The 19,732-nt window shown below is 56.7% G+C and carries 21 protein-coding genes; 8 read left to right on the top strand and 13 right to left on the bottom strand.

The window, feature by feature from the left end:
* Positions 1–177 precede the first annotated feature (177 nt).
* From HQ945_RS18715 to HQ945_RS18700, 4 genes are all read right to left on the bottom strand, one after another.
* The gene (locus HQ945_RS18715) at positions 178–1,095 is read right to left on the bottom strand and encodes an MBL fold metallo-hydrolase (protein WP_174208395.1); all 918 of its coding nucleotides are present in this window, start codon (positions 1,093–1,095) and stop codon (positions 178–180) included.
* A 424-nt stretch (positions 1,096–1,519) separates the two neighbouring features.
* Positions 1,520–2,395, bottom strand: a complete 876-nt coding sequence (locus tag HQ945_RS18710) for a bifunctional helix-turn-helix transcriptional regulator/GNAT family N-acetyltransferase (protein ID WP_113281022.1) — start codon at positions 2,393–2,395, stop codon at positions 1,520–1,522.
* Positions 2,396–2,449: 54 nt separating this feature from the next.
* Complete coding sequence (locus HQ945_RS18705; protein WP_162737210.1) at positions 2,450–2,860, bottom strand: hypothetical protein; 411 nt, start codon at positions 2,858–2,860, stop codon at positions 2,450–2,452.
* 87 nt (positions 2,861–2,947) lie between these two features.
* Positions 2,948–4,558, bottom strand: coding sequence for a bifunctional aspartate transaminase/aspartate 4-decarboxylase (locus HQ945_RS18700; protein WP_113281024.1), 1,611 nt, complete (start codon positions 4,556–4,558; stop codon positions 2,948–2,950).
* Positions 4,559–4,875: 317 nt separating this feature from the next.
* Between HQ945_RS18700 and aspT the strand changes: the two genes are divergently transcribed.
* A complete protein-coding gene (gene aspT, locus HQ945_RS18695; protein ID WP_113281025.1) occupies positions 4,876–6,570 on the top strand; it encodes an aspartate-alanine antiporter in 1,695 nt (564 codons plus the stop codon).
* A 60-nt stretch (positions 6,571–6,630) separates the two neighbouring features.
* Here aspT and HQ945_RS18690 read toward each other — a convergent pair whose 3' ends face one another.
* The 8 genes from HQ945_RS18690 to HQ945_RS18655 form a co-directional block, all read right to left on the bottom strand.
* Positions 6,631–7,122 carry a hypothetical protein gene (locus HQ945_RS18690; protein ID WP_027232734.1) on the bottom strand — a complete coding sequence of 164 codons (492 nt, stop codon included), beginning with the start codon at positions 7,120–7,122 and terminating at the stop codon, positions 6,631–6,633.
* A gap of 69 nt (positions 7,123–7,191) precedes the next feature.
* Positions 7,192–7,521, bottom strand: a complete 330-nt coding sequence (locus HQ945_RS18685; RefSeq protein WP_091924185.1) for a potassium channel family protein — start codon at positions 7,519–7,521, stop codon at positions 7,192–7,194.
* A gap of 15 nt (positions 7,522–7,536) precedes the next feature.
* On the bottom strand, positions 7,537–7,902 hold the full coding sequence (locus HQ945_RS18680; protein ID WP_113281026.1) for a hypothetical protein: 366 nt from the start codon (positions 7,900–7,902) through the stop codon (positions 7,537–7,539).
* 5 nt (positions 7,903–7,907) lie between these two features.
* Complete coding sequence (locus HQ945_RS18675) at positions 7,908–8,228, bottom strand: hypothetical protein (protein WP_113281027.1); 321 nt, start codon at positions 8,226–8,228, stop codon at positions 7,908–7,910.
* 30 nt (positions 8,229–8,258) lie between these two features.
* On the bottom strand, positions 8,259–8,732 hold the full coding sequence (locus HQ945_RS18670) for a histidine kinase (RefSeq protein WP_113281028.1): 474 nt from the start codon (positions 8,730–8,732) through the stop codon (positions 8,259–8,261).
* A 46-nt stretch (positions 8,733–8,778) separates the two neighbouring features.
* On the bottom strand, positions 8,779–9,600 hold the full coding sequence (gene ppk2 / locus HQ945_RS18665; RefSeq protein WP_027232739.1) for a polyphosphate kinase 2: 822 nt from the start codon (positions 9,598–9,600) through the stop codon (positions 8,779–8,781).
* Positions 9,597–11,354, bottom strand: coding sequence for a SulP family inorganic anion transporter (locus tag HQ945_RS18660; protein WP_113281029.1), 1,758 nt, complete (start codon positions 11,352–11,354; stop codon positions 9,597–9,599). Before HQ945_RS18660 ends, ppk2 begins: the two co-directional genes overlap by 4 nt.
* A 216-nt stretch (positions 11,355–11,570) precedes the next feature.
* The gene (locus tag HQ945_RS18655) at positions 11,571–13,343 is read right to left on the bottom strand and encodes a hypothetical protein (protein WP_174208394.1); all 1,773 of its coding nucleotides are present in this window, start codon (positions 13,341–13,343) and stop codon (positions 11,571–11,573) included.
* Positions 13,344–13,464: 121 nt separating this feature from the next.
* Between HQ945_RS18655 and HQ945_RS18650 the strand changes: the two genes are divergently transcribed.
* The 4 genes from HQ945_RS18650 (at position 13,465) to HQ945_RS18635 (ending at position 15,830) form a co-directional block, all read left to right on the top strand.
* Entirely contained in the window at positions 13,465–13,740 is a 276-nt protein-coding gene (locus tag HQ945_RS18650) for a hypothetical protein (RefSeq protein ID WP_155810927.1), read from the top strand.
* Between the two features lie 55 nt (positions 13,741–13,795).
* Positions 13,796–14,287, top strand: coding sequence for a CYTH domain-containing protein (locus HQ945_RS18645; protein ID WP_174208393.1), 492 nt, complete (start codon positions 13,796–13,798; stop codon positions 14,285–14,287).
* Positions 14,287–15,420: an AI-2E family transporter YdiK gene (gene ydiK / locus HQ945_RS18640; RefSeq protein WP_174208392.1), complete on the top strand. Its 1,134-nt coding sequence runs from the start codon at positions 14,287–14,289 to the stop codon at positions 15,418–15,420. The genes HQ945_RS18645 and ydiK overlap by 1 nt, the downstream gene beginning before the upstream one ends.
* 179 nt (positions 15,421–15,599) lie before the next feature.
* Positions 15,600–15,830 carry a hypothetical protein gene (locus HQ945_RS18635; RefSeq protein ID WP_153670178.1) on the top strand — a complete coding sequence of 77 codons (231 nt, stop codon included), beginning with the start codon at positions 15,600–15,602 and terminating at the stop codon, positions 15,828–15,830.
* 10 nt (positions 15,831–15,840) lie between these two features.
* On the opposite strand, the gene HQ945_RS18630 is transcribed toward HQ945_RS18635, so the two are convergent.
* Positions 15,841–16,215, bottom strand: coding sequence for a VOC family protein (locus tag HQ945_RS18630; protein ID WP_174208391.1), 375 nt, complete (start codon positions 16,213–16,215; stop codon positions 15,841–15,843).
* Between the two features lie 224 nt (positions 16,216–16,439).
* On the opposite strand from HQ945_RS18630, the gene HQ945_RS18625 reads away from it, so the two are divergent.
* From HQ945_RS18625 to HQ945_RS18615, 3 genes are read left to right on the top strand one after another with little or no spacing between them, the layout of a single operon-like run.
* Positions 16,440–16,946 carry a putative pterin-binding protein gene (locus HQ945_RS18625; protein WP_027232744.1) on the top strand — a complete coding sequence of 169 codons (507 nt, stop codon included), beginning with the start codon at positions 16,440–16,442 and terminating at the stop codon, positions 16,944–16,946.
* A 7-nt stretch (positions 16,947–16,953) separates the two neighbouring features.
* Positions 16,954–18,957 (top strand): EAL domain-containing protein, encoded by a 2,004-nt coding sequence (locus tag HQ945_RS18620; RefSeq protein WP_174208390.1) that lies wholly within the window; start codon positions 16,954–16,956, stop codon positions 18,955–18,957.
* Between the two features lie 58 nt (positions 18,958–19,015).
* The gene (locus HQ945_RS18615) at positions 19,016–19,705 is read left to right on the top strand and encodes an FkbM family methyltransferase (protein WP_174208389.1); all 690 of its coding nucleotides are present in this window, start codon (positions 19,016–19,018) and stop codon (positions 19,703–19,705) included.
* Positions 19,706–19,732: the final 27 nt, after the last annotated feature.

Genomic DNA, 19,732 nt, shown 5'->3' with positions numbered 1-19,732 from the left:
CCAATGAGCGGATGGGGTTCTCCGTGGTCCTTGGCCGATTCTTTCACTAAGCCATCAATTATCGATCTCATGCTCAAAGCAGCCCGTGACGCGGGCACGTCGGTACGGACGACTGTAGCAATGCAGACTGAGCCAGGGCGTGGACCACGCGACGTAGCGGTTCACGCCCCGGTCCGGTCAGTAATCCCAGAAGATCGGCACCCAGCGAAAGGCGTCACCTTCGACCGCCACATGGCCGATGGATGGGAACGGCAGGTGCGTTGCTACCAGCAGCTCGCCGGTCGCTGCCAGCTCCTTCAAAAGACGAACGCGGACGCGGGCCGCTTCTTCGGGGTCGTGTTCGAAGCCGTTGAACCAGTCGGGATGCTCGAAGCCCACCGCGAACACGGCGTCGCCGGCGAACATCAACCGGTCGTTGCCGGACGCGAGGCGCACCACGCTGTGCCCAGGTGTATGACCGCCGGTGCGGGTGGCGACCACACCGGGCGCAACCTCGTACTCCTCCTTGAATGTCTGCAGATTGCTCTTGTACTCTTCAGCGAACCGCTTGGCCGCCGCACGAAGCGCGTCCGGAAACCCCTCAGGCATGGAGACGTGGGAAAAATCCGGGTGTGTCCAGAACTTGACTTCGGCTTCCGCCACGTGGATCCGCAGGTCCTTACGCAACTGCTCCTTCACCCCGTCGACAAGAAACATGCCAATGTGGTCCATGTGCATGTGTGTCAGGATCACGTCGGTCACCGACGCAAGCTCGATGCCGGCGGCCTGCAGCCGATGGGCCAGCTGCCCGGCCCGCGGCAAGTTCAAGTTGGGGTCGTCCCCCAGCCCGGCGTCGACGAGGATGGTCTTGCCGCCACTACGCACCACGACCACGTTCAGCCCCCAGTCGAGCTTATCCGTCGGCAGGAAATTGTAGCTGAGCCAAGCCGCCCGGTCGGCAGCATCGGCGTTGTGGCCCAACATCTTGCCTGGCAACGGCAGTACACCATCGCTTACAACCATTACGTCAATCTCGCCGATCTTCAACGCGTAGCGCGACGGGACCAGCTCGTCGGGCGCAGGTTTAACGGCGGGGTGTGAGGTCTGTAAGTTCATATCGGTTCTCCTGTTTCTTCGCCTGCTGACCGCCGTCTTGTGCACGGCATGGTTGACGTTATTTCGCGGCCTGCTTGCGGACAATTGGGGTCAGGGACAGAGGGGGCCATACGGTCGTATAGGTCCGGCTACCAAGGCGGACGGGCGAACCGACGCAGCGGAAACGGGCGATAACGCCGCCAAACCGGCGTTTTGAGCGGCCTTTGGCGGCATCAGAAATGGGGTTACCTTCGACCGCACCATTCGGCGTGCGAGGGCATATGTTACGCGCGCTGGTAAAGCTGATGGCACTGCAGCATTGGGCAGCGATACCAAAGCATAGGTTCGCTCATCCATTAATCAGGAGGGTATGGCTGGCCGTATAATGGGTAGTCGGGATCAAACCACGCACGATCGACCAACGACGGTCTGGGCCGCCGCCGCTTTAGAGGCGCTTCTCGAAGAACGTGTCAGGGTAGGGGTCGTCATTGAAACGTGAGATCTCAGTCCAACCGGTTCTGCGATAAAGCTGCTGTGCTTCGGTCAGCGCACTATTCGTATCCAGACGCAGGACCTCTATGGATAGTTCACAGGCGCAATTTTCGGCGGCAGCCATAAGCCGTTTTGCCAGCCCAAGTCCCCGTGCTGATGGCGCGACCCAAAGCCTTTTGATCTCCGCCACGTCGCCGCCACTGCCCTTCAACCCGACACAGCCTATCGGCAGAGAATCCGATGTGGCTACCAGGAATACGCCGCGCGGGCGGATCATATCCCCGGCGTCCGGATCACGCGACAGCGACACGTCGAAACCCTTCTCGAAACGGCGCCCAAGCTCGGCGTAGTATTCGCCGAGACAATAGATGGCGTCCGCGTTTCGCGGATCTTTCTCCTCGACCGCGATGTGGCTGCGCCTCAGCGCGGAAGCAACAATATCCATGGCGCGTAGAAGTTCTTCCGGCTGGGAATGGCGCGCCAGAAATGCTGTCGCCTGCGCATTGGAAAGCGCTTCGTATGCCTGAAACTCGCAGCGGCCGGTTTCGGTCAACCTGGCGATGCGCCGACGCGCATCCTGCGGATTGGATACAGTCTCAATGAGACCTTCCTCTTCAAGGCTGCGCAGCAGACGGCTCATGAGACCCGAGTCGAGATCGAGATCATCACGGATAGCCGCAACATCCGATTGCCCTTGGCCGATCAAATTAAGCACGCGTGCCGCGCCAAGCGGACGGCCACGTCCGAGGAACGAGGTATCGAGAGCTCCGACTTCGGCGGTGACAGCACGGTTGAAGCGACGGACGCGAAAAACTGGGTCGTAAGGCATTTATCTGACTTAGGTCAGACAATTAGTCCTGTCAATACATGCCGCCTGATGCCGCTACAAATCGCACTTCTGGTAAGTTACATATGTGTTCTCGCCGAAGGGATCGAACCGCTTAAGCTCCGACGGGTTGGGAATGTCGAACCCGACGGAAACGTTTTCAACGATCATCGACGTCTCACAGGATAGCTGGGCCGAAAGATGCGACGACTTCTTTCGAATCTTCGTGACCGTACAGACCGCCATCGGCCCCGCAACCTTGTTGCCAGCGAAAAGGAGGCCGGTTGTGGTTGAAGCAATCCTATCCTTGAACTCGATTTTACTGCCGACCTTGCGAAAAATCTCTTCGCATTTGCTGCCTTTCATCGCCCAGGCACCCTGGAGATCCTCTATCGTGGCCGCTTGCGCACCATATCCGGTCACTGTGGCAAACAGCGTGACCAAAAGCGCTACTCGAACCCTGTACATATTGCCCTCCAAATGGTGCCCTCTGTCGATCGACTGTCAGTTCGCACGATCGACATTGAGTTTGCCGGCTAATTGCACGCGCCAAGCCTACTTTCCCTTTTTCGATGCATTGAACGTATCAATGTATCCACGTGCGACAGCGCGGACGCCTCTGCCAATATCGTCATAGACATCATCGGAAAGATTGGCGAAGGAGACGCGGACGCTCCAGTTCGGCGCATCGAAACCGCCGCCATTGAGAAGCACGATCGAATGGTCTTCCGCCAGGCGATAGACGAGGTCGAGCGGATGGACATGCTTTTTCAGCCACTTTACCATGTCGTCGCCGACATATCTGCGCAGCCAAAATTCGAAGTCGATCGTGCCGTAATAATAGGCAAAGTTTGGATTTGGCTGGACATCAAGCGGCAGGCCTTCAAGAAGACTATCGACGCGGCTGTGACAGATATCCATGCACGCCTTCTGGTAGAGCTTTTCTGTGTCCATCAATTCGCTGAGCGAAAACATGGTCATCATCACCTGTTGCGGCAGGGACAGACCTGCGGTGTGATTGAGAGCGACGTCGCGACTGTCAGCGACGATCCGGTCAATCATCTTGAGCTTGCGGGGCTCGAGTGTGATCGAGATGTAGCGCTTGTCGACGGCCTCCAGTTCCTTTTGCGGCAGCTTCTTTGTCATCTCGTCCAGGATGTTCTTCTCATGGATGGCGATAAGGCCAAGCCGCCAGCCAGTGCAACCAAAGTATTTCGAGAACGAGTAGACGCCGATGGTATTTTCCGGCAGCTCGGCGATCAATGAGCGGAAGCCCGGCACGAAGGTGCCATAGACATCGTCGGTCAGCAGCAGCAAGTCGGGCCGCTTCTTCTTGACGAGATCCACGATCTTCTTGATTGTAGGCGCATCGATCGCCATCGAAGTAGGGTTGCCGGGGTTGACGACGAAGAAGGCCTTTATCTTCGGATCCTCGAGCTTCTTTATCTCCTCGTCCGAGTATTGGAACCGATGCTCTTGCGTAGCCTTGATGTGGACGGCCTTGAACGCATAGTCTTCAAGTTCCGCGATCTCGATGTAAGGCGTGAATATGGGCGTCCCCAGCGCGATCGTATCGCCCTTCTTGAGGATGCGGTTGGCGATCAATGACTTGAAGATGTAACACATCGCGGCAGTGCCGCCTTCCACCGCATAAAGGTCGAATTTGCCGGGTGGAACCTTGTCGCCGCACATCGCCCACATGAGGTAGCGGTGCGCCACCTGTTCGGCATGGACCAGCATGCGATCAGGCACAGGGTAATTATCGCCAATGATCGAATCCGTTAGCTCGAAGACAAAGGCGTCCGCGTCAAATCCGAAAGCCGTGACGGCATGTTCAACCATCTTCGCCAGGAAGTCTGCGCCCGGCATATCGGCATGCTTCTCGATCCAGGCCTTGAAGCGCTCGGCGATGTCCTTCTGCTGCGGCATGCCCGCAACGCCAGCGGTGGGATTGTCCATCGTACGGCGGCATTCGGACAAGGCGAACTGGCCGAACAGGAAGAACCCCTCGCGAGGCCTGGTCGCAATCCAGTTCGGATTGCCGCGCCCTGCATTGAGCAGCACCTTTGCCGATTTCTGTGAACTGCGTTTGGCGAGCTTGATCAAGCCGTCCTTTATTTCAAACGGGCTCATCTTCTCGTAGTCGCGGTAATCGATGACTGTCATAGGGTCTTCCTCCCCGGTAATACAAAGTAGCCACGGCAGTTTTGGAAAAATCATTCCGGCTTTCACTTCGGCGAGCAGAATCGGGAAGCTGGTAAGCCATAGTGCAACTCTTCAAACTACTTGAAGTCGTCACAGTTGAGACTAGCAAACCCTCCAGGTTTGCAGCACGTACCATACAGTATGATACAGGATACTACTTTTTCCCTGGGCTCCGCAGTGTAAAGCTCGCATGATTGATCTGTCCTGGCCGACAACGATGGACCGTTCCAAATTGTTGGATGGCGGGGCGTTTCTTTCAGCTTTCTGGGAGGGGCATGATGATAGACTGGTTCGTTAGTGCGCTGCGCAGCTATCCCGAAATCGCCATTTTCCTGTCTCTTGCGCTCGGTTACTATTTCGGGTCCTTCACCTATAAGGGCCTTGGACTGGGCGCGGTTACGGCCACCCTCATTGCCGCCGTCCTCATAGGACAGCTCGGCATCACCATCTCGCCGCCGTTGAAGGCAACATTTTTCCTGATGTTTCTGTTCGCCATTGGTTATGGCGTTGGTCCGCAATTTGTCAGGGGCATCGCCAAAGACGGGATTCCACAGGCTCTGTTTGCTGTCGTTGTCTGCCTGTTCTGTCTGGTGACTGCTTACTTTGGCGCAATTCTCGCGGGCTATGACGTCGGCTCCGCTGTCGGCCTCTACGCGGGATCGCAAACTATTTCGGCTTCCATGGGGCTTGCAACCGATGCCATCAATCGTCTAGCGCTGCCGCCCGACCAGACGAAGGCCTTGCTTGATGCAATGCCTGTTGCCTATGCCGTTACTTATATCTTCGGCACCGTAGGCTCAGCTATTGTGCTTGCGCTTCTCGGACCCGCCTTGCTCGGGATCGATCTAGAAGCGGAGTGCAAACGCTACGAGCAGGAACAAGGCGGCGGCGACAAGGAAATCGGGGGCGCTGGCACGGCCTGGCACCACTACGAATTGCGTGCCTACCGCGTGCGCGAAGGTGGACCCATCATCGGCAAGACGGCGCACGAAGCCGAAGCACTCCTTCCGGAGCAACGGGTTTTCATCGAGCGCATACGCCGCGGCGGCAAGCTCTTGGACGCCACCGCCGACACTGTGATTCAGGCGGGCGACATCGTCGCCGTCGCCGGGCGCCGCGAAGTCCTCGTAAATGTCATTGGCCACACCGCCGAAGAAATCGACGATCCGCAGCTTTTGGCGGTTCCGGCTGAAGGCGTTGACGTATTTGTGACCAATAAGGAGGTCGATGGAAAGACCCTGGCTGAACTCGCAAAAATGCCGTCAGCACGTGGTGTGTTTCTGCGAAAGATAACGCGGGGCGCCACCGCAATATCGATCCCAATCCTGCCTAACACCCAAATCAACCGCGGCGATATCGTCACAATCGTGGGGCGGACCCAGGATACCACAGCAGCGACCAAGGCTCTCGGAGTACCCGACCGGCAGACCGACATCGCCGATGTCGCCTTCATCGGCGGGGCTATCGCTATCGGTGCGCTCGTTGGCGCGTTTGTCTTCAAGATCGGCAGCGTTCCGCTCACTCTGTCGACGTCAGGCGGTGCGTTGATTTCAGGGCTCTTCTTCGGCTGGCTGCGCTCGGTACATCCAACGTTTGGCCGCATTCCCTCATCGACCGTCTGGTTCATGAATTCAGTCGGCCTCAATATTTTCATCGCGGTGGTCGGAATTTCTTCCGGGCCGGGCTTTGTAGCGGGGTTGAAGCAGCTCGGTTTCAGCCTCTTCCTCTGGGGCATTGTCGTGACCACCATCCCGCTCGTCCTCGCCATGTATGTCGGGAAATACGTATTCCGGTTCCATCCCGCCATCCTTTTGGGGTGCTGCTCAGGCGCTCGAACGACCACTGCTTCCCTTGGCATGATCAACGACCGGGCAAAGAGCACGATCCCCGGCCTCGGCTATACGGTTACCTATGCGGTGGGGAATACGCTGCTGACCATCTGGGGTATGGTGCTGGTGATGTTGCTTGCCTGACCAAGGGCGCTGCCGCGACATGGGTTGGTCCCATGTCGCGGGCATCAGAAAGGCTTCCGGCTATTTCTGGGCGGCCTGACAAGCCCGCAACGCCTTGAACGCGTCATCGGTGCCGGTGAGATTTACCACCACGGTTTTGCGTCCTTTCGCGGTGATCGTCAGTGCCTTCTTCTTGGCGAGGTCGTAGATGAAATCGAGGTTGTCGAACGGAACATATGCGCCGTCATATCCTTGCATCTGCTGTCCCTTGGCTACGCCCGTGTATTTCTGACCATCGACATCGAAAACGACATCAAGCTTTTCACCGGCGGTAATTTTTGTGGGTGTCTTGGTATAAAGCGCGAGAAAGCCGCGGGGGGCCGCGGTCGCATCGATACCGATCTGCGCCTGTGTTTCACCATCGGGATTGTCCCGCATGATAAGGCAACCAGGTCCCATGGTGTCGTCGACATATATGTCCCAGCCCGCCGCCGAACCATATTTGGTGACGGCGGCCTCACATGGAACGGCGAGGACAGCGACTGCTAGGGTAGTCCAAGCGAATAAATGCATGATCTTCTCCTGTGCTCTGCTTTGAATTAAAAATTATGCGATACTGAAATCCACTGCGTACGATAGTCATCACTTCCTGGCTGTGGCTGCAGCTACAAGCGCTTGCACGCTGACCGCCGCGATGAGCCCAGTCATGACGATTCCACAAAAACCAATCCCCACAGCCAGCAAGCGCGATGAAGCGTGGGTCGGCGCGAGATCACCATAGCCTATTGTCAGGCCGGTAACGAAGGTGAAGTAGAGCGTGTCCATTGCCTGCCAATCTTCTATTCTGCCAATCAAGAGCCCAAACCCTACCATCAACACAAGAATTCCGGACAGGATTGGCCAAACAACTCCGAGCTGGCGAAAGAACTCTCTGAAGAAAATGCGCCGTGTTTCCCTGGCTTTCGCGCTCATTTCCTGACCGATACCCTACATGCAGCCTTTGTTGAGGAAATACTTTTCGACGCCTTCGAGAGCGCTCCCCGAATATTCCTTGGGATCCACGTCTGCGATCAAATCCGGGAATGCGAGGCTTGAGTTGGGGTGGTCGATATATTCTTGAAGGATCGTGCAGTGCTTGTTGTCGTGGACAATACGAAGCGCAACCGCTTCCAGAAACCCCACACAATATCCATGGTCCAAGGGGTCCTTCACATTGCCGCACATCGCTTGAAGTTTTGTGAAGGATGGCGCCTCCGCGAGGGCGGAAACGCTGAGGCACGAGATTGCCAATGCACACGAGATCTGGCGGATGGCAATCGCTGATTTCAATACATAGGCGTTCGTGGCTCTCATTGTTGCTATCTCCCGGAGCGGGGGCAAATTTCGTCCACCGCGTGCACGATCGCACCCACCGCGCTCGTTTGTTCAGGATGAATTTTGATGAAGCTGATGACTGTCCCATAGAGCTGTTGGGACATGAATTTGCCGTCGACAAGACACTTGCGAATTTCCTGACGGCGCACCGAGACATCGTCATCGCATGCGACGGCAATCTGATACTCGATTGCACCGAAAATGTAGCCTGAGGCGAATCCCTTATCGGCTTTCAAGAGTTCGGCTGCACTCATTGCGTTGACCGGCGACACTGAAAGCAAGACCAGCAAAAGCGCTAACTTCATGTTTCGGCTTCCTTTTGAGTAACTTGCTGTTCAGCTGCCTAGATCGGAACCCCAATTCAGGAAGAAGCCGACGTCGCCGGGCATTCCATTGGGGAAACTGATGATCATTGCCTTGAGCCTGAAGCCTTGCGGCTTACCGAATTTCTGGTAGCGATCGTAAAATTCCTTCGCCTTCCCCTGAAGGGTCTCAGGCCAGCTCTTGTCGCCGCTATTGATCGCACGGCCGCTATCCGAACAAAGGTCTGAGGAGAAGGTGTAGACCATGGCTTCGAATTTGCCGTTTTCGACCGCAGCCGCCACGGCGCGGCGTACAGCGAGAATGTCCGCCTCGCCGACATGGTTCTTGAGAAAGTCTTCGGCGAAATCGGCGATCTTCTGTTCTTGGACGGACTTGGCTTTCGCCTGCTTTTTTGTCTCCTCCGACTCCCGCTTCTTAACTTCCTGGCGAAGCTCCGTCGCACTCGGAGGCATCGCGTTCACGTCAAGTTCTTTTTTGTCAGACATCTCTTTCCTCCACTTCGTCGAGAATATGAGGCCAGCACCTCGTCGCTTAGAGAATCCTCGGAACCACGTTTAGGGTCATCTCGGGGTCGATGTAGTCGCCGGGCCGCTTTTGGCGTTTGCCAAGATCGGGTTCGTCAAACTTGACCCTTTCATAAGGGATCGATTTGAGGATGTGAGAAATGCAATTTATACGCGCGCGCTCCTTGTCGTCGGATGGCACGATCCACCACGGTGCGTGTTGGCTGTCCGTCATTTTGAGCATTTCGTCATAGGCCCGCGTATAATCCCACCACCGCTGATAGGATGTTATGTCCATCGGACTGAGCTTCCATTGCCGCAACGGATCGTCAATGCGACGACGGAAGCGGCGGTCTTGCTCCTCCTCGCTGACTGTCAGGAAATACTTCAACAGAATGATGCCGCTCTCGACGATGGCTGCTTCAAAACGCGGAGCCAGCTCAAGAAAGCGGCGGGCCTTTTTTTCACTGCAGAAGCCCATCACGCGATCGACGCCTGCCCGGTTGTACCAGCTCCGGTCAAAGATCACGATCTCCCCGGCAGCGGGCAGGTATCCAATGTAGCGCTGCATGAAGATCTGGGATTTTTCCCGATCACTTGGCGCTGGCAGGGCGATTACACGAAAAACCCGCGGGCTCACACGCTCGGTAATCCGTTTGATCATGCCCCCCTTGCCGGCTGCATCGCGCCCCTCGAACAGGATGACGACACGGGCCCCTGATTTCTTTACCCATGCCTGCAGATGCGCAAGCTCGATCTGAAGCTTTCTCATCTCCTTGTTGTAGCGGTCCTTGAAACCCTTCTTGTCGTCAACTTCCGTGGCAGCAGACTTGTGATTGTCCTTACTCATCTTTTCACCTCCGAAACGTGGATCGGCAATGCCGATGACAACAATCCTTCTTGGGCGCGAGGCTGCTCTGCTTCAGTCTGAAAAGCAGCGACCGCGTCTTCCAAATCATCGAAGACACATTGCGTGCCGATACGCTCGATCACGCCGCTGCGTTCAAGTATTTCCCTCACCTCGGTGTGGACCTCCGCAAGGCACAGCCTGATGTCTTTGGCAGCAAGTTCCTCCCTGACTTCATCGAGCATTGCAGCGGCTGTACTGTCGACCTGGACGATTGCGCTGGCGTCTATGACGAACCAGCGGCATCCGGGCGCCAATTTGCGGACCGTGGTCTTTATGCGCTCCCCAACGTAATCGGCGTTGACGAAAAGCAGGCTGCCCTGGATCATGTAGAGCACGAGACCCTGTATCGGGGCGGCCTCGGGCGAGCGATGCAGCTTATAGAGTCCGTCGCGGCCAGGAATGCGGCCGAGCTGGGCGTCGCGGGGGTACATCGACTTGCGCAACAAGTAGACCAGGGTCGCGGCGATAGCGATGACCACCCCATTGAGCACGCCAAAGCTTATCGCGCCCCACATGGTGATCATGGCGAACACGAATTCGGGCCGGCTGATTTGCCAGATGCGTTTCAACTCGCCGATATCGATCAAGCCGATGGCCGCTGATACGAGGATTGCTCCAAGCGCTGGCAGGGGCAAAATCCGCAATGCTTCTCCGAGGAAGAGCAGCGTGGCGATCAGGGTAGCTGCCGAGACGAGCCCGACAATTTGCGATCTGCCGCCCGCCGCGAACGCGATCGCCGTCCGCGAGTCCGACATGCTGATCGGAAATGCGCCGAAGAGACCGGCAGCAATATTGCCGGCCGAGAGCCCAATCAGTTCACCATTGGCGTCGACCGCTTCACCCGAGCGCGCCGCGAAACTGCGCGCCGTAATAATGCCCGCGCCAAAGCTCACAAGAAAAACCGCGGCAGCACCGAGCAGCATCTTGTCCAATGGCAGCCCACGAAACGAGGGAATAGAAAACGATGGGAGTCCGAGGGGAATGTCCCCCACCACCTTCACGCCCATTTCGCGAAATCCAAAAAGCGCCGAGAGGACCATGGCAAGGACGACGACAAGGACTGGCCCGGGAATGGGGAGCCGTAATCTGTTTGCCGCTTGCAGGAGAACGAACATGCTGGCACCGAGCAGCAGGGACGGCCAATGGATTTCGGCGCTTTTGCCGATCAGTTCGAGCACGGGTGCGACAAGCCCTTCGGATTGTATTTTCACTCCCGTCAGCCGGCCAATCTGACCGACGACTATGGATATCGCGATACCGGCGAAAAAGCCGACCAGAATGGGGCGGGACAGAAACGTGGCAACGATCCCGAGCCGCAACAGCCGGGCTGCCAGACATACTCCCCCGACCGCGAGCCCCAACGCCGAAGCTATTGTTACACGGTCAACCGCTGTGTCCGCCGGCATCGACGCTATGATTGACACGATGGCCGCGCCGAGCACGGTCATCGTGGCCGCATCGGGTCCGAGTACGAGCCTTTGAGACGGTCCCAACAGTGCATAGGCGATTGGTGCCGCGATACTGGCGTAAATACCTGTTTCCGGGGGTAGGCCGACAATTGCCGGATAAGCGATGGCGCTCGGCAATCCAACGGCGGCAACCGCAAGACCCGCACCGATGTCGCGTCCCAGCCAATTGGCCCGATAGCCCGCCAGGCTCTTAAAAACGGGCCAGGGATGTGTTGCCGCGACCATCTTAATCGATATTGTGAATGGCGATGATCCCATCAATCGGGGTCAAGACCACGAACAAGAGCACACCCAACGCGGAGTAATCGAGAAACACGGCTACCTCCCTCGAGCGGGCGCTGTGCCCGTTTCATGTGGTTAGAGTGTAGACCGATGCGAACGCCAATACGTGTAGCATCGTGTAATATACGGCGCCCGCTTACAGAGCGGGCAGCAAAGCGGCTAGTTTCCCGGGATCGCAAGGCCCGCTTTTCTTAGCCCATCGATAAAGATCAACTGGTCTTCCGGTCGAAGGATGCGCGTGGCGACGACGTTCCTGATGTCCGGGAGAAAAGCCGGAGCATTTTGTTCAAGCCACTTCCGTTCGATGTCGGCTTCCTCGCGCTTGCCGAGCTTTCCGAGGATCGCCATGCGTATAATGTGAAAGATGGGATTGGGGCCAAGGTCCGACAATTGCGACCATTGTTCGGCCGCAACATAATCGCCCGCCATGTATGAGCAGACGGCAAGCGCTGCTTCGAAATATCCGGACGGTCCCGGATTGCGCGAGACCGCCGAGGCGATCAGCCTGCAACCTTCGTCCCATTTTCCTGATAATGCGAGGCGAAATCCATACTCGCCGGATAGTTCCGTGTCGTTGGGGTTGATCGCGTAGGCGCGCGCGCCGATCTGCAGTGACTCCTGGACTTGACCCCGGAAGAAGTACGTCAGCATCTCCGCCTGCAGACCGCGTACGTTTTGAGGATCGAGTTCGGTGGCCCGCTTTGCGGCTGAGGCCGCAAGCTCCAGCGACGGGGCAGGCAGCGAGTCCAGGCGGTATCGAAAGCGGACCTCATCGAGATAGGTCAATGAAAGAAGTGCCCAGGCAGTTGCATAGCCCGGATAGCGCTCGACGGCCCGCTTCAAGCAGTTCTGGACCGCAGTGTGGGTTTGCGGATTAAGGTTTGCGCGGTAGCGATAATAGGCCAAAGTGCAGGTATAGGCCTCGATATTATTTGGCGGTGATTGTGCGAGCTGAGCCGAATCCTTCTGAAAGAGAATGCCGTAAGGTTGCGCCAGCGCGGTGGCCACGGAGCGAGCTATGTCGCCTTGAAGTTGGACCAACCCCTCGGCTTTTAGGTCGTTCTCGTAGTTGCCGGTCCACACAATGGAGCTGTCGGCGCCATTCATGAGCCGGGTGCTTAAACGAAGCTTCTCCCCGTCGATGCGGACACGCCCTTGCAACGCAAAGCTTGGCCGCGTGTCGTTGATCCTAAACAACGTGCTGGAAGCGTCGGATGAGCGTCCTGCTACGACGACGACTTCCTTGAATTTCGCAAGCTGACTGATGACTTCATCAGTCAAATCCTGCGCAATATTTGCAGAGCGCTGTGTTCCCGAAAGGTCCTCGATTGGTTCGACCAGCACTTTCGGGATGTCGGGTCCAGCCTGCCTGATACTATTTCCGCCCGTAAGGTCCAGCGGGTCCAGGCGAAACAGATAGCCGCCAGCGAACATGACTGAGCCAATGACAATGGCGGTCAAGACCAGTACCGACCATTTGCCAGGAGACGCGCGCTCCAAGAGGCGGCCGAGGTTTTTTCCATGAATCGGCTTAAAATAGCTGTCGGTTGCAGTTACCGGATCCTTGCGCGAGAAGATGGGAATGTAGCCGCCCTTGGGCATGGTGATAACGACTGGATCGTCGTTGCCGGCAACGAGATAGTAATGTTCGAGGCCGCGCCTGATCAGACCCGCCTGGATCCGGACCACGGGGTCCAATTGCGCGTCAAACGATGACTCGCGCCCAAAGACTTCCATGGCGATCGAGTAGGCTTTGATCCGGTTGCCGCGACCCGCAATTGTCTCTTCAACAACATACGTCAGGAATCTGCGCGCGCGCTCAGGCACATCGAATTCGGCACTCGATCGAATGCGATCAAGTTGCGCAAGGACATCGGCATCCGTCGGCAGAGCTTGCTTGTCTACCGGCACGCCGTCAGCGGCAACGCTCACCCCTTGTTTCCCCGAACAAGCAACCGTCCTTTACGGCTGTATGGTACAGTATCTTACGCCTCTAACTGAAGTTATTCCAATACTATGCGTCGACAAACGAGAGCAGTCAGCGGAGGCACCGATGACGTCGCGATCCTGGGACACGGAGCGGGAAGATGGATTGGCTGCGGCTCTTCGCAGATTTCCGGAATCCGCATTTCGCATTCGACAACTCATGCTGGGAAACGAAGCATTTAAGGAGCTGTGCTCCGACCTCGCGGCAGCCGAACGCGCGCTTGAAGATGCTCGACACCTGCCTGTTAATATTCGTGAGAAACGGCGCGATGAATTCGCGGAGATGGCCGATAGTCTCGCGAGGGAGATCGCTGAAGCGCTCGGGTCCAAGGGCTATCCTTAAGGCCGGCCCTGACCGAACTTAACGGACTGAACCACAACTTACTGGAACTGCAAAATTGGCTATCGAGATCGAACGCAAATACCTCGTCAAGGACAAACGCTGGAGGAAATATGCCTCCAACGGTTCAACTCTGCGCCAAGCCTATCTGCTGGCAGCCGCACAGCGATCGGTGCGGGTTCGAACCATCGATGACTTACGTGCGACACTCACGGTAAAGGTTCGTCTCGGCCCACTTCGACGCGAAGAATTCCAATATGAAATACCCTACGCGGACGCTCTCCAGATATTTCGTCACTGCGTAGGCGTTGTTGTTGAAAAGACCCGCCACGAAGTTGTCGATGCAGGCCAGCGCTGGGAAATTGATGTATACCACGGCATTCATCAGGGACTGACGGTTGCAGAAATCGAGTTGCAAAGCGAAAGCGACCTGTTTCCGCGTCCTGTTTGGTTGGGCATCGAGATAACAGGCGAATTCAGGTACTCAAACCAGGTCCTCGCGATGGCAAGGCTGGCTCCGGGCCAGAGCGGACGGGAGACGATCAGCTGATGGGAACTGCTCCTTCGACCGGTGTTCGAAACCAGGATATTACCCGGGTGACACTCGCGGTCCTCTTTATTGGTGGCCTGCTTGTCAGCTCGATCTGGATCATGCTGCCATTTCTTGCGGCAATCATCTGGGCCTTGACCCTGGTCATCGCCACGTGGCCGCTGATGATCTGGGTGCAGCGTCACACGGGCAACCGCCGCGGCGTTGCCGTGTTCGTCATGACCGTCGTCCTTCTCCTTGTCCTTATCGTGCCGTTCCTGCTGGCAATCAGTCTCATCATGGACAACATGGATCGCATCACGGACAACATCCAGACTGCGCTTGCGCTCAAATTACCGCAGCCGCCAATCTGGCTTAATGAAATTCCGCTGGTCGGAGAGCGGCTGCATGACAGCTGGGAACGGCTTGGGCGCCTTGGCGTGAATGAACTCGGGCCGAGGCTCCAGCCCTACGCCGGCTCCTTTGCGCACTGGTTTGCGGCGGCAGCGGGAAGTCTTGGCGGCATGGTCCTCGAGTTTCTTTTAACGACCGCGATAGCCGCCATCATGTACGCAAAAGGTGAGCAGGGCGCTGCGACTGCCGTCCGGTTCGGGCATCGGCTTGGGGGTGACCGGGGTGAAATGGCGGTACGTCTCGCTGGCCGGGCCATCCGCGGCGTTGCTCTCGGCGTGGTCGTCACAGCTGTCGCGCAGACTGCCGTAAGCGCGATCGGGCTTCTCGTCGTCGGCATACCATTGGCTGGCGTATTGACGGCCCTTGTCTTTGTCCTTTGCCTGATGCAGATCGGCCCTGCCTTGGTGTTGGCGCCCGCCGTTTTCTGGATGTACTACAGCGGCGACACCCTCTGGGCGACAGTACTTTTGCTGTTTGCCATCATCGCCGGGACAATGGACGGGTTCCTGCGGCCGTTCTTGATCCGAAAGGGGGCGGACCTGCCGCTGTTGCTGATCTTCGCAGGCGTCATCGGCGGCCTGATCTCATTCGGGATTCTCGGAATATTCGTGGGACCGACCCTGCTTGCGGTTGCCTACACCCTCCTGGACGCGTGGATGGCAGAGGACGAGGGGATCGTAGCGGTATCTGTCCAGAACGAAGCCCATATCCCGCCGAAAATCCTGGATGATGTGATCTGAAAAGCCGTTGCCGCGTGCAACTGTCGTGAACGAGGCATTGCGACGTCTTTTGGCTGAGTCGGTCGACCGCTCCTTGGAACACACATTTGGCTTGCGCGTTTCAGTCTGACAAACAACGAGAAATTGTCATGGACTGGAATCGATTTCGGCGAAATCGTCCAGTGCCTTCAGGAGATGGGATGAAACAGGTTTATTTTGTAGCGGTGTATGATCAGGGTGAAGCTGGAGAATTGTTTCGATCCGGCGAACCGCAACGGTTCGACGGAGAGGAAGAGGCGCAGACGGCTGCCGATGATTTGGCGTCAAAGCATGCAGGCGTCATTGCTTGGAGCCAGGACGTGAAGCAAGGGGACGAATACGGCCCTCCAATGGTTTTCTACACTGCCGGCGAAACTGTCGACATGAAGTGACTGCGGTGTTTCAGGCTTCGGCTGTGTGACAAACCGCTTCGATGTTGTGCCCGTCCGGACCAATGACAAAAGCTGCATAGTAGTTCGCATGGTAGTGCGGGCGCAGACCGGGCGCACCATTGTCTTTGCCGCCAGCCTCAAGAGCGGCGCGATAGAAAGCTTCGACCTGCCTTCGATTCTCGGCCGTGAACGCCAAGTGAAGATGTGCTGGCTTCTCATCGGATTGGTACAGGCAAAGTGATGCCTTGCCGTTTGAGCTCATTTCGACGCCGTATGTCGGCGACCCCTCCGAGACAACCGCTACGCCGAGCGGTTCGAGCGCCTTTAGGAAGAACGCTTTGCTTGCCGAATAGTCGGTGACGCCGAATTTGACGTGGTCGAACATGAATGCTCCGCGAAGTTCTAGAAGTCCTGCTGAGATCGCCCAGAGGTCCTGTTGCCTGATTTCCCGCAAGGGATCGTTCGCACCCTACACCTCAAAACGCCGGATTGAGGAGTGCTGCGGGTCGATATTCGAAGAAACTGTGCGGCGAATTGCTTCCGATGTTTATTTTTAATGCTGGTCTAGCTCATTTGCTCTATTAAACTAATGGATCATGGAGAAATGTAATGAGCCTAATCCGCCTAATCATCTACCTGGCCTTGTCGATTGCGACGATTTCGGGCGCGTCTGCTGGTTCACTTGCCAAGCCTGATGGCAAGCCTATTCTGGTTATTTCCGGGAAAATTGAAAACACAAACAAGGGTTCCACGGCCGAATTCGACCGTGCGATGCTGGAAGCCATCGGCTTGCAGACCATCGAAACGACAACGCCTTGGTATGACAAGCGCGTACGCTTCGAGGGCGTGCCGCTCGACAAGCTGATGGAACTGGTCGGCGCCACCGGAACGAAAGTGACCGCGGTTGCGCTCAACGACTATGTGACGACGATTCCGCTGGACGATTTCAAGAAATTCAAGGTCGTGCTCGCCCTCAAGCGCGATGGAGAATACATGCCGGTCCGCGATAAGGGACCGTTGTTTATTGTCTATCCTTACGAAAGTGATCCGCAGCTGCAAAGTCAGACTTATTACACACGATCCGCGTGGCAGGTGGCCAAACTGATCATCGAGTAGAGACGCAGTGAAACGGTTTCTAGGGATCATTATCTGTTGCTTTGTCGTGGCGACGGCCTACATCGCCTATGTCATTGCAGAGCGGCAGACTGCGCTGCAGAAGTTTGCCCGCTATAATGACTCCTGGGCCATCGGACAGACTGTCTCCGAATATATGAGGCTCGAACATCGCGTGGCGGCCTATGCCATGGGTATGGACGACGCCGATCGCGATGAGGTTCGTCTGCGTCTTGATATTATGATCGGTCGGTTGCAGCTGCTCAAGCAGGGTAGTCTCCATAGCTTTATCGAGGATGACGCGCAGCGCCGCGAACTGCTTTCAGAGCTGACCAAAGTGCTCGATGTGCTTGATCAGCGGTTCGAGACCCTCGATACCGAAGGCCTCAAAGCGACGCTGAAAACCATGGCCGCCCTCGATGCGTCGATGACAGCGCTTGCATCCACTGCAGTTGAATATGATGTCGGTCTGATAGACGCCGCCCAGGCGGAATTGCGACAGCTCCATCTGATCTATACGGGCCTTGCAGGTGGGCTCATACTCTGCGGGGTGGGGCTCGTTGTTCTCCTTTTGCGCCACAACAGCCTTCTTGACGGTGCTCACCGCAAGATGAAGGACCTGACAGACAATCTCCGCGAGGCTTCAGGTGAATTGAAGCTGCAGAACTACCGGCTGAAACATGTGGCTCACCATGACGCCCTGACCGGACTTCCCAATCGTGTGCTGTTCCGGCAGGATCTGGAAAACCGGTTGAAAACAGCCACAGCCGGTGGACCAACCGCTGTGATCTTTCTCCTTGACCTCGACGGCTTCAAGGATGTGAACGATACGCTGGGCCACGACGTCGGTGATGGCCTGCTCCAGGGTGTGGCAAGCCGCCTTACAAAGCTTGGTGGCGAAGGCGACCTCGTCTGCCGGTTGGGCGGAGATGAGTTCGCCATCCTGACCGCGGGGCTGAACGAGCAGCAGGCTTTTGATTTTGCCCGCGATGTCATGGATGAAATCAGCTTTCCCTATCTTGTCAGCGAGCGTGAGATAAAGATCGGCACCTGTGTCGGCGTTGCCCTGTCGGTGATTGGGTCCGGGACCGATGAATTGTTCAAACAGGCAGACCTTGCGCTCTACGAAGCAAAGTCTCTCGGCTCCGGGCATGCGTGCGTCTTCCAGTCCCAGATGCAAACAAGGTTGACTGAAAAGAAGTCATTCGAAGCCGATCTCAAGCAGGCGCTGCGGAAGGGCGAACTCGAGATATTCTACCAACCGCAAGTGAACACGATTACCCGTGAGATTTGTGGCTATGAAGCCCTCCTGCGGTGGTTTCATCCGATACGTGGCCAGGTTCCCCCATCCGAATTTATCCCGGTGGCAGAAAACATCGGGTTGATCCATGAATTGGGTGATTGGGTCTTAAGGACGGCCTGCACGGAAGCTGCCCGTTGGCCACGCTCGCTCAAAGTCGCGGTCAACCTGTCGCCGGTTCAGTTCCGCAGCCGAAATCTCATTCAGAGCGTCGTCACCATCGTCACTCAAAGCGGCCTCGATCCAGACCGGCTGGAGCTGGAGATTACCGAGTCCGTTCTCCTGGACAAGAATGAACAGACGCTCGAGACCTTGACGCAACTAAAGGCGGTCGGCATCCAGATTGCGATGGACGATTTTGGCACGGGATACTCGTCGCTTGGCAGTCTCAGGAGCTTTCCCTTCGACAAGATCAAGATCGATCGTTCTTTCATCCGCGACGTCACCACCCGCGCAGATGCCTTCGCCATCGTGGAACTGGTGACGGGCGTTGGACGAAGCCTCGGGATGACGACAATAGCGGAAGGTATTGAGACCGAGGAGCAGTTCGCTTGCGTCAAACAGGTTGGATGCGAGCAGGTGCAAGGCTTCTTGATCGGCCGGCCCGTACCTGCGACGCAACTGGACCATCTCCGTCAGGCCAGCAATGGCGTAAGCTTGACTGAATATGAAGGTCTTGTTGATGTGAAAGCAGTGTCGGGCAGGAGTAGCTAGCCGCTTGGTCCTATGGCCCGCCTGCCATCCTCAGCCAACAAGGGAGTTTGAGTTCGAATTGCTGACCGTCCACGGAATTACGGTGCCACTGGCATCAGATGAAGTATCACCCGTTATCTGGCAGGCGCTTACCAGTGGATGCTACGAGGCAAAGGAAGCCAAGTGGGTGTTCAAGGCCGTCAGGGCGAATGACCGGGTGCTGGAGTTGGGGGCAGGGATCGGAGTGATCACTTCGCTGATCGCAAAGATTTCAGGTGTCCAGGTGTGGTCGTTTGAAGCAAATCCATCGACAGCAGCACTTGCTCAACGCGTGATCAGTGCGAACAGCGTCGGCAACGTGGTTTTGTCCCAAGGATTGCTGGCAGCGGGCGAACCGCACACCATCCCGTTCTATGTCCGAAAGGATCTCTGGATGTCTTCCATGGATAAAAACCAAGGTCCTTACGAACGCGAAATATCGCTGACTTCAACGAATATCGATGATTTCATCGCGCACCACGCCATCAACGTTCTCGTCATGGATATTGAGGGCGCAGAACAGGATCTGCTTTGCAAGTCTGAGCTTGCCGGCATCGATCGGGTCTTTCTTGAACTGCACGATCATCTCTACGGATTGTCGGGCATCCGTGAGATCACGCAGGCGCTCGCCGCAAAAGGCTTCGCTTACGACCCGCGGGGATCCTATGGCGCTTGTGTGCTGTTCGCAAAAGAGCAGGGCCTGCGAGATTACGAACCGGAGGCGTTGTGAAGGGTAAGAAAGAAGCGAGACACTTGT

The sequence above is a fragment of the Phyllobacterium pellucidum genome (assembly GCF_013327855.1).
Lineage (GTDB): Bacteria > Pseudomonadota > Alphaproteobacteria > Rhizobiales > Rhizobiaceae > Phyllobacterium > Phyllobacterium pellucidum.
The sequence above is the reverse complement of the archived record's forward strand: the minus strand, read 5'-3'. Positions and strand labels throughout refer to the sequence as shown.

What these genes read in the sequence shown, in the direction of transcription:
- HQ945_RS18710 (WP_113281022.1), bottom strand. Translation starts at nt 2,395, where the DNA reads ATGCCTTACGACCCAGTTTTTCGCGTCCGTCGCTTCAACCGTGCTGTC.
- HQ945_RS18690 (WP_027232734.1), bottom strand. Translation starts at nt 7,122, where the DNA reads ATGCATTTATTCGCTTGGACTACCCTAGCAGTCGCTGTCCTCGCCGTT.
- HQ945_RS18630 (WP_174208391.1), bottom strand. Translation starts at nt 16,215, where the DNA reads ATGTTCGACCACGTCAAATTCGGCGTCACCGACTATTCGGCAAGCAAA.
- ydiK (WP_174208392.1), top strand. Translation starts at nt 14,287, where the DNA reads ATGGGAACTGCTCCTTCGACCGGTGTTCGAAACCAGGATATTACCCGG.
- HQ945_RS18685 (WP_091924185.1), bottom strand. Translation starts at nt 7,521, where the DNA reads ATGAGCGCGAAAGCCAGGGAAACACGGCGCATTTTCTTCAGAGAGTTC.
- HQ945_RS18625 (WP_027232744.1), top strand. Translation starts at nt 16,440, where the DNA reads ATGAGCCTAATCCGCCTAATCATCTACCTGGCCTTGTCGATTGCGACG.
- HQ945_RS18650 (WP_155810927.1), top strand. Translation starts at nt 13,465, where the DNA reads ATGACGTCGCGATCCTGGGACACGGAGCGGGAAGATGGATTGGCTGCG.
- HQ945_RS18635 (WP_153670178.1), top strand. Translation starts at nt 15,600, where the DNA reads ATGAAACAGGTTTATTTTGTAGCGGTGTATGATCAGGGTGAAGCTGGA.
- HQ945_RS18700 (WP_113281024.1), bottom strand. Translation starts at nt 4,558, where the DNA reads ATGACAGTCATCGATTACCGCGACTACGAGAAGATGAGCCCGTTTGAA.
- HQ945_RS18680 (WP_113281026.1), bottom strand. Translation starts at nt 7,902, where the DNA reads ATGAGAGCCACGAACGCCTATGTATTGAAATCAGCGATTGCCATCCGC.
- HQ945_RS18675 (WP_113281027.1), bottom strand. Translation starts at nt 8,228, where the DNA reads ATGAAGTTAGCGCTTTTGCTGGTCTTGCTTTCAGTGTCGCCGGTCAAC.
- HQ945_RS18670 (WP_113281028.1), bottom strand. Translation starts at nt 8,732, where the DNA reads ATGTCTGACAAAAAAGAACTTGACGTGAACGCGATGCCTCCGAGTGCG.
- ppk2 (WP_027232739.1), bottom strand. Translation starts at nt 9,600, where the DNA reads ATGAGTAAGGACAATCACAAGTCTGCTGCCACGGAAGTTGACGACAAG.
- HQ945_RS18715 (WP_174208395.1), bottom strand. Translation starts at nt 1,095, where the DNA reads ATGAACTTACAGACCTCACACCCCGCCGTTAAACCTGCGCCCGACGAG.
- HQ945_RS18705 (WP_162737210.1), bottom strand. Translation starts at nt 2,860, where the DNA reads ATGTACAGGGTTCGAGTAGCGCTTTTGGTCACGCTGTTTGCCACAGTG.
- HQ945_RS18660 (WP_113281029.1), bottom strand. Translation starts at nt 11,354, where the DNA reads ATGGTCGCGGCAACACATCCCTGGCCCGTTTTTAAGAGCCTGGCGGGC.
- aspT (WP_113281025.1), top strand. Translation starts at nt 4,876, where the DNA reads ATGATAGACTGGTTCGTTAGTGCGCTGCGCAGCTATCCCGAAATCGCC.